This window comes from Thermoclostridium caenicola (genome assembly GCF_900142095.1).
GTDB classification, from domain to species: Bacteria; Bacillota; Clostridia; order DSM-8532; family DSM-8532; genus Thermoclostridium_A; species Thermoclostridium_A caenicola.
Genome location: NZ_FQZP01000021.1, coordinates 1 through 16,584 on the forward strand (window position 1 = coordinate 1; position 16,584 = coordinate 16,584).

The window sequence follows — 16,584 nt, forward strand, 5'->3', positions numbered from 1 at the left end:
CTTAGATCCATACGGGATAATGGATTTGCCATATGATCCTTGCCCAAAAAGAGGGGCAGACAGTGACATAAAACCTAAAACAAGTTGACACGACCAAACTCTTGCGATTGCATTGAAGATTTTCAATATTTCTGGTATAGTCAAATTATAATGACATTTTTTTAACAACTCGCTTCACAACTTGCTTCTGCCGCACGGGACGGATTATAAGACATGGCAAGATTTGCTGCAATTAAGGAGAATGCTGTATTTAAGGGGGCATAAGCAGCAGAGGATTGTTTTCTCCATAATTCTTTGCTGTTTAAAATTTTAATCTTGCTGTTTAGGGGGGCAGTCTATGTTTAAGTTCAATTATGAAGCAGGTGCTTCAGATCTTGCGGTGTGGCTTGTCTGGCTAATTGTGTTTGCGGCTCTGTTCCTGCTTAACGAGTTGACCAGGCGTAATAAATGGGTGGGCCTTTTTTGCTTTGTGGGATTGCCGGCAGTCCTGAGCATATTATGGTTTACCGTCCTGAAGGATAAAACCTATACCGACTGGTTCCATATCGCAAAAGTGTATTCCGCAACGGCCGGATGTATCGGCTTCTGGTGCATCAGGCATTTACGCGGCAAGAACAGGAAGACCGGAAAGGAATGGCGCCTGGCCGACAACAGGATAGCCCTGTGCTTTCCGCCCCTTATCCTTGCCATCAACATTTTTGAAGCCGTTGCCCGGGATATTCAGATTGGCATCCAATATCCGAATGGCGGAATCCTTGCCGACGGCTCAATGTATGTATTGGGCGGTCCGTGGAACTTTATGAACGCCGCAGCAGGTGTTTTGAACGTCATCACCATCACCGGATGGTTCGGCATATGCCTCCGTAAGGAGACAGAAAAAGACAAGAGCAAGGACATGCTGTGGCCCGACATGCTGTGGTTCTGGATTGTCGCCTATGATTTATGGAACTTTGCGTACACCTACAACTGCCTGCCGGGACATTCCTGGTACTGCGGATTTGCATTGCTTCTTGCGCCGACTGTCTGCGCGTTCACCGTCGGAAAGGGAGCATGGCTTCAGCACAGAGCCCATACTTTGGCCCTGTGGTGCATGTTTGCGCAGACCTTCCCGGCATTCATTGACGAAGGCAAATTTGCGGTGGCTTCCTCATACAATGAAGTGCCGCTGTTCATCGTCAGCTTATTGGCCCTGCTCTCCAACATTGCGGTCCTGGTTTACATGATTTACAAGGTTGTCAAGACAAAGCGCAATCCGTACAAAGGCGAGCTTTATACCGATTTGAGAGGGTACCAGCAAATAAAAGCGTTGGCTGAATAAAGATTTGGTCAGATCAATATGTTTGGCAAGCCGCAATAAAGGGGTGTCTTGAAGGCATGAGACACCCCTTCTTTTTACTTCATGTTTCCTTGGGCTTAAACCGTTATTTCAACCAGGTTTCCTTCAATACCGACAATGCAGCTTTCATAATAACCGTCTCCGGTCGTCCTCGGGCCGCTCACGATCTCATACCCATCATCCCTGAGCCGTTTCGTCAAGGCATCCACGGCATCCCTGCTTCCCACGGAAAACGCAATGTGGGCATAGCCTGTCCTTGCCAGTCCCTTTTTATCATCGGTCATTCCCGGCTTATTCATGATTTCCAGCCTGGCGCCGTCTTCAAAGCTTAAGAAATAGGAACGGAAACCGGTTTTCGGGTTATGATACCCGTCATTGGAAATGGCATTGAAATATCTTACAAAGAAGTCTCTTGCCGTTTCCAAATCATTCACATACATCGCGATATGTTCTATCCTCATGCTCACTTCCTCCTGCGGAATTCATGCCTCTTCTTCTCAATCACTTTGAATCTATGAAGCGAAGGTTACGCTTCTTGAAATAAAACACCGAAACCAGTATCAGACCGGCAATCTGTGCGACAAGAGCCCGTGAGACCTGAAGTTCGTCAATGCCTGAAACGGTCCCCACATGCAAAAAATTGAGGATCGTTTCGCCATTATACCAAAAATATGATCAAAAAACAAACGAAGTTGAAGGGCAAAATGCGTTTTGGCCTTGCTCCAGATTTATGGCAAACGGATACACCGAAAAGGATCCTTGATGAAAGCATGTAAAGCAGCAGAAAGGCCTCCTGAGGCTTTTTATCATGATTCCAACAGGAAGCCTACGTATACGCAATCCAATTAGTGTTATTCCCGTTTTTCATGCATGGGCAAAAGCACTCATGCGATAACACCCTGCAGGTTCTCACTGGAAGCCTTGATACTCTGCATCAAATGATTCATGTCCTCAATGTTGGCATTATGCTCCTCCAGTGTTGCCAGCAGTTCTTCTGTTGCGGCAGTATGGGTCTCGGAGATAGCGGCAATGCTTTCCGCCTCCTTGTCAATTTGAGAGAACAAATCGGCAACGTTTCCGATTCTGCTGAACTCATCTGCGATGCAGCTATCAATGTTCCTGAAGGCTTCACGGATCGAGTCAAATGTCTGATTGACCGTGCTGACAACCTTCTCACCGTCCTGTGCCGCCGTTTGCACTCTGCTGACTTCATCCAGCACATGTCTTGTTTTTTCTTTAATTTGATGGATGATTAGATTGATCTGGTTTACCGTCAATGCGCTCTGTTCAGCCAATTTTCTGACTTCATCGGCCACAACTGCAAAGCCTTTTCCCGATTCTCCTGCCCTGGCGGCCTCTATGGCCGCGTTTAAAGCAAGCATATTGGTTTGCTCCGCGATTTGCGTGATCCCCGACAGGAAATCGTTTATCTCATCCACATTGTCGTTCAGTTCCTGAACGGTTTCAACGGATTTTGCCACCGCTTCGTTGATCATCTCCATCTGCTTGTCCATGACATCAATTTTGTCTGACCCGTCGGAGACAAGCTTGCTGGCAGTCGTGGATACGCTCTTCAACTGATTTGAAAACTCCGTCAGCTCGGACACCTTGTTGTATGCCTCTTTTATCATTTGGTTAATCTGAGAAACGCTCCTGTTCTGGTCCACAATCCCTTCGGTTATTTCCTGGGTAGCCGATGTAATGGAATCGCTTATCGCGCGGACCGTATTCAGATTCTCATTGCCCTTGGATATGTCGCTGTTTAAGACCGCAGTGCTTGATTTTATGACTTCAATGGCCTTTTGCAGATCATCCAGCAGCTTTCTGGAATGCTCTTCCCTGTCGCCGGCCTCCAGTATCAAACGCTTGCCGGTTCTCACCAGCATAAACAACACAAATGTTATCAACACCTGGAGAATGTCTGCGAACAGGAAATCAGCTGTGGCTGCACCCTGCGTCACAAAATGTATGATGAGCGTTACCACATTAAGGATAATGCCAACGATTAGAAACGTCCATTGATTCAGGTACAGCGCAGTCACACTGATCGGCAGCATTGCCAGAACATAAACGCTTTCTCCTGACATGGTCAACAGCATGGGAAGCACCTGCAGCAAAGCTGATGCCACCAACACATAACTTGCAGCTGTCTCTTTCTTTTTCAGCCGCAGGAACAACGCCAGGAAAGCTGATAAAATGGTTACCGCCAAAGGAATGATGCTTTCAGAGATTGTTTTCGTCGCTATCCCTGCAATCAGCATCACAAAGCCCAGTACAAAGAAAGCCCCGTTCAATACTTTGTTGATCCTGCTCACATGTCTGAACAATGAATTATCTTGCATACATTTGCCCCCTTCTGATGTCCCCTGTGAAGCTTACGAATCGCATTTTTGCATGATTACGTAATAATATTACCATCAAAAAGGAAGGTATTAACACATAGGTATAAGAAGACCGGGAATTATTCTTTGAATGTATCAGATGTGCAGTTGATTCATATTCAAGTGAAGATATGGGGCATTAATATTAGCTTATGTAATTATAATATGACAAAAATGCTAACCAGCTGAATCACCTTTCCCGATCAGTATCTCTGAAGATTTGTCCAACCAGCCATAGATATAGGACACAAAAATCATGCACCTTTCATAACGCTTCCGGCAACAGATAATAAATAACCTCCGGTTTGATATGATTTCATATCATGCCGGAGGTTATCAATACGATAGTTTACCTTCCGATTATCACACTCGAATCCTTCTGTTCATCAAAACCCGACTCAGCGCTGAACCCTTCCGGAAGCATCGCCCTTGGCAAGGTTTTCAACATCTTTTAAGGTAACCCTGTTGAAGTCGCCGGGGATAGAGTGTTTCAGGCACGACGCAGCCACCGCGAATTCCAATGCCTTCTGTTTGTCGTCATAGTGGGTAAGGCCATAAATAAGCCCACCAGCGAAAGCATCTCCTCCGCCCACCCTGTCAATAATGTCGTTTATCTCATACCTGCGGCTTATGTAGAATTTTTCCCTGTCATTGAGGCATGCCGCCCAACCGTTGATGTCCGCACTCTTGCTCTCCCTCAGAGTAATGGCTATCATTTTCATGTTGGGATATGCCTTGAGAACTTCATCGGACAGGATGCGGTACTTGTCCGTGTCCAGCTTCCCGCTTTCTACATCCACGTCAATGTTGATACCGAGGGACTTTTGCACATCCTCTTCGTTGGCTATGGCCACATCGACGTATTTTGCTATTTCTGTCATCACCTCAGGAGCGCTTTTACCGTATTTCCAGAGATTCTTTCGGAAGTTGAGATCGCAGGATACGGTTATTCCCTTGGATTTTGCAGTCTTCACGCTCTCAAGGCTGAGCGCCATGGCGCCTTCGCTTATGGCAGGAGTAATTCCTGTGATATGGAACCAATCAATGCCATCCATGGCCTCATCCCAGTTGATATCTCCCGGTTTTGCCATGGCTATAGCGCTGTAGGCACGATCGTATACAACCTTGCTGGGAAGCTGGTTTGCTCCTCCCTCGAGGAAATAGATGCCCATGCGCCCCGGTCCTCTCTTGATAAGGCGGGTGCATACACCGAAACGGCGAAGCTCTGCTATGCAGGCATCGGCGATGGGATTGTCAGGAAGCACGGTGATATAAGATACATCGCATCCGTAATTTGCAAGGCTTACGGCTACATTGGCCTCTCCACCACCAAAGGTGGCTTCCAGAACCGGGCTCTGGAAAAAGCGCTCTACCCCAGGGGCTTTTAGTCTTAACATAATTTCTCCGAAAGTAAGGTACCTCATGTTCAAACCTCCTTATTTCTGCAAAAGATGAACCGCAAATCCTCCGAAATCATGGGTGAGATAAACGGCTATCATTTTCTCCCCTTTATATTTGGCGGTTTCCATGTCTATTGAGAAGCCCTTCTTCTTAAGGTCCTCAACCGCCCTTTCCATATTGGCGGTACGAATGGCGATATGGCCGTTCTTTCCAGGGAAGATCTGCTTGGTTACCTCAATGGCCGGACTTGAAAAATTGGAGCTGTTTCCTTCCTTGATTTCAAACCCGAAGGCCTTGCTGAACTGTCCGCAAACCTCTGCAGATTTCTCCCCGCTGTCACAATTCACTCCCACATGGGCAACCTCATAACCCAGCACTGTCTGACGGGCCTTTTTGCACAGGTCGGTTATTGTGTCAAAATTGCCCGCTGCGATGTCTGCCTTGTTGCAGAGCCAGCTTCCGCCCACCGCATAAACGAAGGGCGCTGCCACATACTCGGCCAGATTCTTGTCGGAAACTCCGCCCGTGGGTATAAACTTTACCTTGCCAAAAGGTGCCGAAAGCGCCTTCATGCCATCGAGTCCTCCGTACACATTGGCCGGAAAGAACTTAAGAACCTCAACGCCCAGCCCCAGGGCCTCCATGATCTCCGTGGGGGTTACGCAACCAGGAGTTACTGCAATATCGTTTTCAACGCACCATTTTACAACTTCCCTGTTAAAACCGGGAAGCACGATGAACTTTGCCCCGGCCTCCACTGCAGCCTTGGCCTGATCAAGGGTAAGCACTGTACCGGCGCCAACGCAAATGTCAGGAAATTCTTCGGCAACTCTTCGTATGGACTCCTTAGCGGCACTGGTGCGGAAAGTTATTTCCATGACATCAACGCCACCGTCATAGAGTGCTTTAGCTGTGGGCACCGCATCCTTGGCATCTTCGATAACCACAACCGGTACCACACCGCACAGGCCTATCCTCTTTAAAGCATTCATCATTATCCCTCCAAAACAGATTTTTTGTACTGCTTAGTCAAACACAGGCAGCTCAATCTGCATATCCTCTGCCAGTCCCTTAAGGCTTTCCAGCACATCATCTGGAATTGATATACCTTCTCTTTCAGATTTCCTATAGTTCTCCCACTCAATTTCACCCGGGGTATAGATGCGCTGGCTGCCCTTTGCCTTCGGCAGACTTCTCAGGGTCTGGGCCATATCTTCAGTGCGCTGCGCCAATACGCCTTCACCTATAAACTTTGACGCGTCAATGGCTATAAAGGTATGGCATACGTTGTTGGGCTTATCCAGCGAGAGAACCCAGCTATCGATCTCTCCGCTCATGCTGGTGGCGCCGCCATTCATGACACCGGTAATTAAATCTACAAATACCGCCAGTCCGTATCCTTTGTGTCCTGCCATAGGCTGCATGGCGCCTTCTTCGGGATAGCGGCTGGGATCGGTGGTGGGAAGGCCGTCCTTATCAACGATCCAGGTATCTGGGATGCTCTTCCCTTCTGCTCTTGCCTTAAATACTTTGAGGGATGCCACGTTGCTCAGGGCAATATCCAGAAATACCGAAGGAACGCTGATTGCGGGCGCCGCATAAGCAATGGGATTGTTGCCAAGCGCCTTCGACCTTGCACCAGGCGCATTCATGTTGGGATCCACATTGCTCACTACAAAACCAATCATCCCTTTTTCCGAAGCAATGTTGGCATAATACCCTGCTGCTCCGAAATGGTTGCTGTTCCTTATGGTGACAAGTCCCACACCTGTTTCAGAAGCCTTTTTGCAGGCGAGCTCCATGCCCATTACGCCGCACACCATGCCCATGGCGTTATTGCCATCCATAAGGGCATATGACGGACCTTCTTTGATGATTTCAGGCTCAGCGTTAAGCGTGAGGCCGCCGGCCCGTGCTTTTTTTATGTAATTATGCAGATTTTTTGTTCCGTGGCTGTGAGTTCCGTATGCATCGGTTTTCGTCAGCACGGTCGCGGTGATGACTGCCAGTTCCGGCTTCATACCTTCTTTTTCCAGAGCATTAATGCAAAAATTTTTTAAATCTTGTATTTTTATCCTGGCCATAGTGACAAGCCCCCCCTCGTTGATTTCGCATTCAGATTTTTTCTTAAACTCCCCAATAGGCTGAGAAACCGCCGTCAACCGGTATCACGGCACCGGTCACAAAGGAAGCATCATCGCTCAGCAGCCACATGAGCGCACCACAAAGTTCTTCCGGTTTTCCGTAGCGACCCATGGGCGTTTTGGCGATAACTTTCTCTCCTCGCGGTGTTGAACTGCCATCAGGATTTGTCAGAAGATAACGGTTCTGCTCTGTCAGCAGGAATCCGGGGGCAATTGCATTGACTCTGATCTCTTTGCTATAATTGAGATTAAAATGGACCGCCATCCATTTGGTGAAGTTGGCTACAGCGGCTTTTGCGGCGCTGTATGCCACCGTATTGGTAAGGGGAAGATATCCCGCCATGGATGCGATGTTAATGACGCATCCCTTCCCCTTCTTCACCAGTTCCTTTCCAAAAGCCTGAGTTGTCAGAATCGCCCCCGTAACATTCAAATCAAACACCCAGCGTATCGCGTCAGCCTCAAGATGGAAGAAGTCCATTTCCGGGCTGGTGGTTGCCTGGCGTTTGTTGCCTCCTGCGCCGTTTATCAGGAAGTCCACACCTCCAAATGCCTCTACAACTTTGCTGCACGCCTCTTCCAGGCTTTTGGGATCCAGAACATCCGCCTTTAAAGCGATAGCTTCTCCGCCGGCTGCAGTGATCTCATCGGCCACTTTCCGGGCGTTCTCCTCAAGAATATCGAGGAGAGCAACCTTTACGCCCTGCTTGGCCAGCTCCTTGCTCATAACGCCGCATATCACGCCGCCGGCGCCTGTTACAACAGCCGTTTTCCCCTTTAAGCCATAATCCATTGGATGCACCTCCTTGAATCATTCAATAATGCCTGTATCGACCATTTCTATGTTTCCATTGGGGCAGCGGTTGAAGCACATGCCGCATGCCACACAATCCTCGGGTTTGATGTAAATTTCGTCCCTTTTGGTTATGGCAGGAGCAAACTCTGCGCATATGGTTTTGCAGAGCTGGCATCCTTCACCGCAGCCGCAGCCGAGGCATCTTTTGCCTTCATTGATGGCTTCTTCGTCAGAAGTAATGGGTTTTTCTTCAAGTCTCCCTTCATAGGGCAACACACCCCTGCGCTTTAAAACTTCTTGCCGCCTGGCGGGCACCAGTCCGCCCTCAGGCACGAGAACCCCATTCTCCCCCCTCAGCAGGTTATCCACTTCACAAGCGAGTCTATATCCCTCAGCTGCTGCGGCAATAAGGTTTAAGCCGCCGGCCACGCCCGAGCGGGCGATGAATATGGGACCACCTTTTCTCTCCGGTGCTTTTTCCTTCATTACCGCGTATACCGCACTGCAGGGGATTTCGGACACTATGCCGTTGTTCCCGTATAATTCGATGCTGTCTACTTTCCCGTCTGCTGCTTTTACGGCTTTCAAAGTCATGCCTTCAATGATGCTGAAATTCCCGGGAAGCTTGTCCAGCAGTTTTTGAACAGCCCTCTGTTTTTTGTTGAATCTTCCTGCCAGATAGACATGTTCAGAACCCTCGTACAATGCAGCATAAGCAGCATACAAAGCGGGAAGTCCGTCGCCCAGAATAGCAATGCGCAGTCCCTTCGCCCTGCCTGGTTCCTTCAGCAAAAGCTTTGAACTGATTACGCTTTCAGCTCCGGGAACGGAATGATGCAATGCCGCTCTTTCCTCTTCCCCGAAAGCGAGAACGACGGCTTCATAACCTTGTTTAAGAAGTTCGTCCGCAGAAACAATTGATCCGTACTCATGATTCAGGAGTATTTTTACGCCGGTATGCTCAAGGCCCTTCGCAAGTCTTTCGGTCAAACCGGCAGGAGCCAGTCCCACATTTGCCAGGCTGGATATGATTCCGCCAATCCTGTCTTCCTTTTCGAAAAGCGATACTTCGTAACCGGCCTTGGACAGGCGGAAGGCAGCCTCTATACCTGAAGCAGAACCTCCCACGACGGCGACTTTACGGCCGTTTGACGCTTCTCTTTCAAATGCCGGCGCCCAGCCTTCCTTTTCACCCTTGTCCAGCACATATTTCTTAAGCTCGCGAATCCGTACCGGACTTCCATATTCACCTCTTACGCATGCATCCTCGCATGGGCTGGGGCATAGGTATGCGCAGGCCCCCTGCAAAAGGCCTTTTTCAGTGATGATGTCATAGGCGGTTTTGAAATCTCCCCGGCCGACGCTCTGGACATACGCCTGCGCAGGAACATGATAAGGGCAGGCAACCTTGCACGGGCCCGACAGCCTGGGCTGCATAACCTTGGCGTAGCCGTCGTGAAGCGTGACTTCCTGAGCTGTTTTCATTTTCGGAATGATTAGTCCCCTGAAGTCGGTGACAGACTTGTAACCGTGCCTGGTCATGTATTCATGGAGGCCTTTTATCATAGGCCTTACGATATCATAACCGCTTATGAGCGTTTCGGAACAGATGCCCAGAAGATCAGCGCCGCACAGGATCATCTCAACAGCGTCCTTCCAGTCGCGGATACCGCCTGTGGCAGCAATTTTTATATCCTCTCCGCACAGTTTCCTTATCTCATAAGTGTCGCGCTGCGCCAACGGCTTAAGCCAAGCGCCGCAATGGCAGCTCATGCTCACCTCTTCCTGGAGATGGTAAACAGCTTTCTCCGGGTGATCCAGGTCCAACACGGGTATGCCCATCCTGTTGCCTGTCCCGCTGACGGCATCCGCGCCGGCCTCATGCAGTATCTTTGATATTTCGGCTATCTTTCCGCCCTCGGGAGTCAGCTTTACAAACAGCGGGATACTGATTTCCTTTTTGATAGCCCGTACTATCTCTGCCACCACTTCTCCCTGTTGTCCCAAGCTTGCGCCGGTCTGCCTCACGGAGCATTCAGTCCCGGCTGAGGTAAGGGAAACATTGTAGGACATATTGGGACAGCACATGTTCAGCTCGATAACATCTGCCCCCGCGGCTTCGAACTTCTTTGCCATCTTCACCCAGCCTTCGGTTCCCTCGTCGCCGGCATAGGTGATGTTGGCAAAGAGGATGAGTTCTTTCAGATGCTTTTTGGCCTCCCTGATAAGAGCTGCACCTTCATCGCCCGTAAGCCTTTTCTCGGTAGTAAAGGCAAGAGCGTTCCTGTCTTCAAACAAGTCATACCTTGGCTTTCTGTTGATGTAAGGCGCAGGATCAATGCTCAGTTTGATGCTCGCGGCAGCCCAGCCGGTTTCCTCTATACGTATAAGCTGCTTCAGGCTCTTAGTGGTTGGCCCGGATGCGACGTAGAACGGGTTTTTGAAGGTTATGCTGCCAACCGTAACCGGTATCCTGATATCTTCCATCACCGCACCCCCAAGGCCTCGTTTTTGATATGAATTCCTTCCCTGGCGCTCTTATAGATCAGATGAATAACTTTTACGGCCTCAAGCCCGTCAATACCGCGCAGCCCAACCTTGGCATCGCAGTTCTTCTGTATGCAGTCCACAAAATGCGCGATTTCAGACACATAACCCAGATTGTATCTTTCATCGACTGCAGGCCTCGACCAGCCGGTGGTCAACTCGGCCTTTTCCACCGTGTAATCGAACCCGGGAATGGAGAATCCTCTCAAAGCACTGCTGAAAGTAAGGTCTACGTGCAGGCATCCCTGATCGCCGTAAAAATCGATATAGTCTTCCATGCCTCCCCTGGTGACGAAATTGGCTTCAAGAACCGCGGTGGTTCCGTCTTCAAACCGGATGAGCGCAGCTGACCAGTCTTCACCCTCCATGCCCTTGTGCATGAGGTTTTTTTCAAGGCCACCGCTGGTCAATGCGGTCAGGCTTTCCCAGCGATTGTTCTTAAGGGCCAGCACAAATCCGACAGGATGGATACCCAGGTGCATCATGGCTCCTCCGCCGCAGTATTCAATGGTTTGCGCAAAGGGGGAATGCGAGCCTGAATGGCACTCCCTGGCCCGTATGAATTTCAGCTCCCCTATTCCGCCTTTTTCTATGAGCTCCAGGGCTTTGTTCAGTGCAGGAGACCCAAGCCAGTCCTCGGCATAATAAACCTTTTTCCCCATACGTTCGGCTGTTTCAATGATCTTTACAGCATCCTCGACCTTTGTGGCCAGGGGTTTTTCGCATATGACATGGAACCCCTTCTCCAGCGCTTTTATCGCCACTGATGCATGCAGGAAATTGGGCAGGCAAATGTCCACCACATCGCATTCGGTTTTTTCCAACGCTTCATCTATGTCGGAGTACGGCACATAGCCCGTGAACCCGTAGCGAAGCGCCAGCTCTTTTACGCGCTCGATATTTTTGTCCACAATGGCAACTATCTCAGCTTTATCCCTAATCCTTGAATAGGCATCAGCATGCAGATCAGCGGCAAAGGCCGCGCCGGCCAGCAAAACTTTTACTTTTCTGCTCATGGACTCCCCCTCCTGGTTCAGTTAAAAATCAGAATAACCTATTTTTTCTTTTCTGCTTATATAGTCAAATATGCGTTCGGATTCCTCTATCGCATACCGCGCGGCAAATTCCAGCATGGCTTTGCCTTTTTCGGCAGCGGCTTTTGTGGGTTCGCCCCATACACCGGTAGGCGAGGCTCTGAATATGGAACCATAGTTCAGATAGGCTCTAGGCACTTCAGGCACAAAATCTTCAGCCACCGCCATGTTTACGGTTTCGGGAGCTATATGCAGCATGAGGGATGTTTCAATCTCACCCGCATGGAGCTCAGTGGAGGTTTCAGCAATGCCTTTTTCATACAACAAACTGAAAACATTGCAGATATCGATGAAAGCTACCATGAAATCGGGATTGCACGTGGCGTTCATTTGCCTCACCAAGGGGCCTGCCATGAATATTCCGCCGTGGCATTGAAGAAGAAGCGCTTTCCCGAAGCCCTGTTCCTTAAGGCTTAGTAAAATGCTCTTCAACATATTGTAGTAGATGTCGTGATCCATCCATACGCTTCCCTTTTTGCCCATGTGCTCCCGGCAGGTGGAAATGGGAAGGGCCGGAACCAAAAAGCCTCCTGAAAGTTCCGCCACCTTTTTCCCCAGGGCCATTGCTATGTACCAGTCCGTTGCGACAGGAAGATGGGTCCCGTGTTGTTCTATGGATGCCAGGGGAACGATGGCGAGCTCCATATTTTTGCACATAATTTCATCTGCGCTGAGATCGTATCCATACATATTGCATAGCCCCCTTGTCATTTACAGGTTAAAAGCCTCCCTGGCGCTTTCCTTGTCCAGATAGAGCTCAGCCGATGCATGTCTTCTCAAAATGCTGGCGGGGCATTCCTCGGATATCTCGCCATGCAGCGCCCTTGCAACAGCCTTAGCCTTGAGCGATGTAGGAACCACCGTTATTGCCTGAGGAACTCTCATGATAAAGCTTAACGTAAGCGTGAGCGCATGTGTCGGAACCTGATCGATGCTTTCAAAGCACCCGTCATTGACCTGCTGATTTCTGCATACCTGGTCAAGCTCAACTATCTTCACATCCTTGGGATCATTGAAATCTGCAACCTGGGGATCATTAAAGGCAATATGCCCGTTTTCTCCCACACCAAGGAAGATCATATCGGGAGGAATCTTCTTGAGAAGCTCTGCATACTCCTGGCATTTGGCCTCTGCCTGTTCCGGCCTGCAGTAAAGGAAATGACAGGACTTGAAAGGCAGTTTGTCATAAATATGACGGCGCAGGAAATTCCCAAAACCTGCAGGATGCTCAGGATCAAGATCCAGGTATTCATCCTGCTGGAATGCGTTCACCTTTGTCCAATCCACGTTTTCGCTGATGAGCGCTTCCAGAAGGTCTGTCTGGGACGGAGCAGCGGCAAATATGACATTAGCCTCGCCTTTTTTGGAAATTGCATTGTTAATGATCTCTGCAGCTTTTTTGGCTGCTTCTTTTCCCATATACTTTCTGTTTTCGTACACATACACTTTCAGATTGTCTATCTTCTTTTCGATTAGCAGCATGTCCACTCTCCCTACCTTTTCGCATTGTTGTTGGTTTTTCAGTCGCTATGTCCGGCGCCTAAATAGGCCTCTTTGACAACTTGATCGTTCAGAAGCTCTTTTCCGGTACCTGTTTTTCGTATGATACCGTTTTCCAAAACGACCGCATGGTCCGCAAGGCTTAACGCTTTCTTTGCATTTTGCTCCACCAGGAGCACGGTAACGCCCTGCTCCCTGATTAACTCAATGATTCGGAACACTTCTTTGACAACCAGGGGCGCAAGTCCAAGGGACGGTTCATCAAGCAAAATGAGCTTGGGTCTTGACATCAAAGCCCTCGCAATGGCAAGCATCTGCTGTTCTCCGCCGGAAAGCGTCCCGGCATACTGGTTTTCCCTTTCCTTAAGCCTTGGAAATATCTTGTACTGTTCCTCTATCCTCGCCTCGATTTCACTTCGGCTCTTGACCAGAAAAGCTCCGGCTTTCAAGTTCTCTTTGACAGTAAGCGGCGCAAAGATCCTGCGTCCCTCCGGCACATGAACAATGCCGGCGGCGGTGATTTTGTGAGGTTCTTTCGGAAGAGGTTTTCCTTCGTAATAAATGGTTCCTTCCATCGGCTTGACCAACCCGGAAATACATCTTAAAAGACTGCTTTTGCCGGCGCCGTTGGCGCCGATAATGCTGAAGATCTCGCCCTGTTGGACCTCGAAAGATACATTGGAAAGGGCCCGGTTTTTTCCATAACTTAAGCTCAGGTTATTTACGCTCAGCAATCAGTCTTCCTCCTCTCCCAGATAAGCCGCAAGCACCTTAGGATCGTTCTGAATCTTTTCCGGCGTACCGACAGCTATGGTTTTCCCAAATTCCAAAACATAGATTTTATGGCAAAGATTCATGACAACATCCATGTGATGTTCGATGATGACCAGAGCAATATCGAATTTCTGAGTGATATCCTTCAGAAATCTCACTAGTTCTGCACATTCCTCAGGATTAAGGCCGGCAGCCGGCTCATCCAGCATGAGCACTTTGGGCTTGAGAGCGAGGGCACGGGCTATCTCGAGCCTTCGTTGCATGCCATAGGGCAGATTTCCGGGTTTTTCAAGGGCATATTTTTCAAGCCCGACAGCCCTTAAGCACGCCATGGCTTCCTCGTGGGTCTCCCTTTTGCCCTTTATGGTACGGGGCAGGGACAGGATAGCCTCTATCAGAGAGTACCTCGGCTTATAATCACAGGAAACCTTGACGTTATCCAGAACATTCAGGCTGTTAAAAAGCCTTATGTTCTGGAATGTTCTGCCTATACCGCTTCTTGCCGCCTGTTCTTGCGTATAGCTGCTTATATCTGTTCCGTCTAGCCAGATGCGCCCGCACTCGGTCTCATAGACCTTTGAAATAAGGTTGAAGATGGTGGTTTTCCCCGCGCCGTTAGGGCCGATGATTCCAACCACTTCGCCCTTTTCGACTTCCATGAAAAATCCGTCTACTGCGCAGACGCCTCCGAATTTTTTGCTTATGTTTTCCACATTCAGCAGTGCCATGAGCCTCACCCCCTCGTCCTCGTTCTGAACTGCTTGCGGACTGGTATTCGCAGTTCCTTCTCGCCCAGCAGGCCGTTAGGTTTGAAATTGATAACGAGAAGTATCAGGACGGTATACATGACGATACGGGCGGATGACGCAAACCTGAGTATTTCAGGCAATACTGTCAGGATGATTGTGGACAGAACCGAACCGGTAAGGCTGTTGACCCCGCCGAAGAAAAGGAATATGACCCACTCGCTGGAACGGGTCCAGCCAAACAGATTCGGATCGAGGTATGTAAGGTAGAAGGCGTACAATACTCCGGCATAACCCGCTATCATGGAGGTGAAAATATACACTTTCATTTTATGGGCAAATACATTGATGCCGAATGATTTTGCGGCCAATTCGTCAGCTTTTATGGCAAGGCTCATACGTCCGAATCTGGAGTTCTTGAACAATGCCACCAGAGCCACGGTCACAACCGCGCTGATGATAATCAGAGGCATGGTCGACTTTTTGGGTATATTGCTGAGACCTGCAGCGCCTCCGGTTATCGTTCCGAATTTGTTGAGAACGGCTGTCACCGCCTCCCCGAGGCAAAGGGACATCAGTGAGAAATAATCCTTACGCAGCTTCAGTGTCGGATAACCGATAATGATTGCCAACAAGCCGCACGAAAGAACACCTAGCAGCAGGCAGAGCCAAAAGGGCATTCCCAGTTTTACCGCCAGTATACCCGAGACATATGCGCCCACTGCCATATATGCAGCTTGTCCAAAGCTGAAAAGGCCGGTCATGCCTGTAAGCGGGAAGATGCTCACAACACCGATCAACGATATGCATGTTGTCTGTATCAGCGAAGCAATATAGTCGTTCATACGCTCTCACCCCCTACGCCTTCTCCGTTACGAAGTGCCCACTGATGCCTTGCGGACGAATCAGCAGGAATATCAGGGTCATGACGAATATGATAGCGGGAGACAGGATATCGCCTACCAGAACCGTGAAAATAACTTCCATCACACCCAGCAAAATTGCTCCAATAATGGCACCGGGAAGAGAGCCGAGCCCGCCTATTACAGAAGCGATGAAGCCTTTAACCACCATGTTGCCCAAAAAAGGATCGATGGTGAAATTAGCTCCCAAAAGAATACCGCTTATTCCGGCCAGGGCGCCTGCAATACTGAAGGTCACGGTTATAACAACGCTGGAGTTGACGCCCATCAGCATGGCGGTATCCTTATCAATGGAAACCATCCTCAGGGCAAGTCCCATCTTTGTCCTGTTGATCAGCAGCATCAGCGCTGCCAGAAGAACGAAGGTCAAAGCCAGGATCATGATGTCCATTTTAAGAATGATCAGGTTGCCAATTTTGATGATGTTGTTTTTAAAGAACGGTTTTATGGCATAAAATGTGGTTCCAAACATCAGTGTCAGGATGTTCATGAACAATATGCCGCAAGTTATGGAACTCACAAAGTAAAAGATATTGGGGCTGTTCCTCCTCTGAAGGTTGTAGAACGCTATATAATTCAGAATAATTCCCATGACTGCACCTATCAAAGCCGTGCAGAGAATGGCTATGACCGGCGGAAAATCGAACTTTGTGCTGAAATAGTAACCTGCATAAGCAGCAACGCTAATCAGTCCACCGTGGGCAAAGTTTGAAAATTTCAGTACGCTGAAAATAAGGGCAAAGCCTACGGCTATCAGTGCATATACTGCTCCGCGGGACACCCCGTTTATAAGCTGCTGAACATAAAACAGAACCATAGTCTTTCCTCCGCAATCAGGATGCACAAGATCCCATATGCCTACCCGGCACCGCAGGCTTCCGGGAGCATTTTTTGCAGGTGATGTCTTCGATGGTTCATTGAAGACATCACCTGCAAGGGCTC

Annotated in this window: 15 protein-coding genes; 1 reads left to right on the forward strand and 14 read right to left on the reverse strand. The window is 49.1% G+C overall.

What is annotated here, in order from left to right:
- Positions 1 to 337: 337 nt before the first annotated feature.
- Positions 338 to 1,318, forward strand: a complete 981-nt coding sequence (locus F3H12_RS07070) for a DUF5692 family protein (protein ID WP_149678641.1) — start codon at positions 338 to 340, stop codon at positions 1,316 to 1,318.
- Between the two features lie 95 nt (positions 1,319 to 1,413).
- On the opposite strand, the gene F3H12_RS07075 is transcribed toward F3H12_RS07070, so the two are convergent.
- The 14 genes from F3H12_RS07075 to F3H12_RS07140 all read right to left on the reverse strand — a co-directional run bounded on the left by F3H12_RS07075 (position 1,414) and on the right by F3H12_RS07140 (position 16,459).
- The gene (locus tag F3H12_RS07075) at positions 1,414 to 1,797 is read right to left on the reverse strand and encodes a VOC family protein (RefSeq protein WP_149678642.1); all 384 of its coding nucleotides are present in this window, start codon (positions 1,795 to 1,797) and stop codon (positions 1,414 to 1,416) included.
- A gap of 423 nt (positions 1,798 to 2,220) precedes the next feature.
- Positions 2,221 to 3,678 carry a methyl-accepting chemotaxis protein gene (locus tag F3H12_RS07080; RefSeq protein ID WP_149678643.1) on the reverse strand — a complete coding sequence of 486 codons (1,458 nt, stop codon included), beginning with the start codon at positions 3,676 to 3,678 and terminating at the stop codon, positions 2,221 to 2,223.
- A gap of 437 nt (positions 3,679 to 4,115) precedes the next feature.
- Positions 4,116 to 5,141, reverse strand: a complete 1,026-nt coding sequence (locus F3H12_RS07085) for a sugar kinase (protein ID WP_149678644.1) — start codon at positions 5,139 to 5,141, stop codon at positions 4,116 to 4,118.
- Between the two features lie 12 nt (positions 5,142 to 5,153).
- Positions 5,154 to 6,110 (reverse strand): bifunctional 4-hydroxy-2-oxoglutarate aldolase/2-dehydro-3-deoxy-phosphogluconate aldolase, encoded by a 957-nt coding sequence (locus tag F3H12_RS07090; RefSeq protein WP_324448300.1) that lies wholly within the window; start codon positions 6,108 to 6,110, stop codon positions 5,154 to 5,156.
- Between the two features lie 33 nt (positions 6,111 to 6,143).
- On the reverse strand, positions 6,144 to 7,202 hold the full coding sequence (locus tag F3H12_RS07095; RefSeq protein ID WP_149678646.1) for an Ldh family oxidoreductase: 1,059 nt from the start codon (positions 7,200 to 7,202) through the stop codon (positions 6,144 to 6,146).
- 43 nt (positions 7,203 to 7,245) lie between these two features.
- Positions 7,246 to 8,055 carry an SDR family oxidoreductase gene (locus F3H12_RS07100; protein WP_149678647.1) on the reverse strand — a complete coding sequence of 270 codons (810 nt, stop codon included), beginning with the start codon at positions 8,053 to 8,055 and terminating at the stop codon, positions 7,246 to 7,248.
- An 18-nt stretch (positions 8,056 to 8,073) separates the two neighbouring features.
- Positions 8,074 to 10,545: an FAD-dependent oxidoreductase gene (locus F3H12_RS07105; RefSeq protein WP_149678648.1), complete on the reverse strand. Its 2,472-nt coding sequence runs from the start codon at positions 10,543 to 10,545 to the stop codon at positions 8,074 to 8,076.
- Positions 10,545 to 11,621, reverse strand: a complete 1,077-nt coding sequence (locus F3H12_RS07110) for a Gfo/Idh/MocA family protein (RefSeq protein WP_149678649.1) — start codon at positions 11,619 to 11,621, stop codon at positions 10,545 to 10,547. Before F3H12_RS07110 ends, F3H12_RS07105 begins: the two co-directional genes overlap by 1 nt.
- Positions 11,622 to 11,642: 21 nt before the next feature.
- Entirely contained in the window at positions 11,643 to 12,389 is a 747-nt protein-coding gene (locus F3H12_RS07115) for a creatininase family protein (protein ID WP_188118421.1), read from the reverse strand.
- Positions 12,390 to 12,410: 21 nt separating this feature from the next.
- Complete coding sequence (locus F3H12_RS07120) at positions 12,411 to 13,181, reverse strand: glucosamine-6-phosphate deaminase (protein WP_149678651.1); 771 nt, start codon at positions 13,179 to 13,181, stop codon at positions 12,411 to 12,413.
- Positions 13,182 to 13,219: 38 nt separating this feature from the next.
- The gene (locus F3H12_RS07125; RefSeq protein WP_149678652.1) at positions 13,220 to 13,933 is read right to left on the reverse strand and encodes an ABC transporter ATP-binding protein; all 714 of its coding nucleotides are present in this window, start codon (positions 13,931 to 13,933) and stop codon (positions 13,220 to 13,222) included.
- Positions 13,934 to 14,701 (reverse strand): ABC transporter ATP-binding protein, encoded by a 768-nt coding sequence (locus F3H12_RS07130; RefSeq protein ID WP_149678653.1) that lies wholly within the window; start codon positions 14,699 to 14,701, stop codon positions 13,934 to 13,936. It lies immediately after the preceding gene.
- Between the two features lie 5 nt (positions 14,702 to 14,706).
- Positions 14,707 to 15,564 carry a branched-chain amino acid ABC transporter permease gene (locus tag F3H12_RS07135; RefSeq protein WP_149678654.1) on the reverse strand — a complete coding sequence of 286 codons (858 nt, stop codon included), beginning with the start codon at positions 15,562 to 15,564 and terminating at the stop codon, positions 14,707 to 14,709.
- Positions 15,565 to 15,577: 13 nt separating this feature from the next.
- Positions 15,578 to 16,459 (reverse strand): branched-chain amino acid ABC transporter permease, encoded by an 882-nt coding sequence (locus F3H12_RS07140; protein ID WP_149678655.1) that lies wholly within the window; start codon positions 16,457 to 16,459, stop codon positions 15,578 to 15,580.
- Between the last annotated feature and the right edge of the window lie 125 nt (positions 16,460 to 16,584).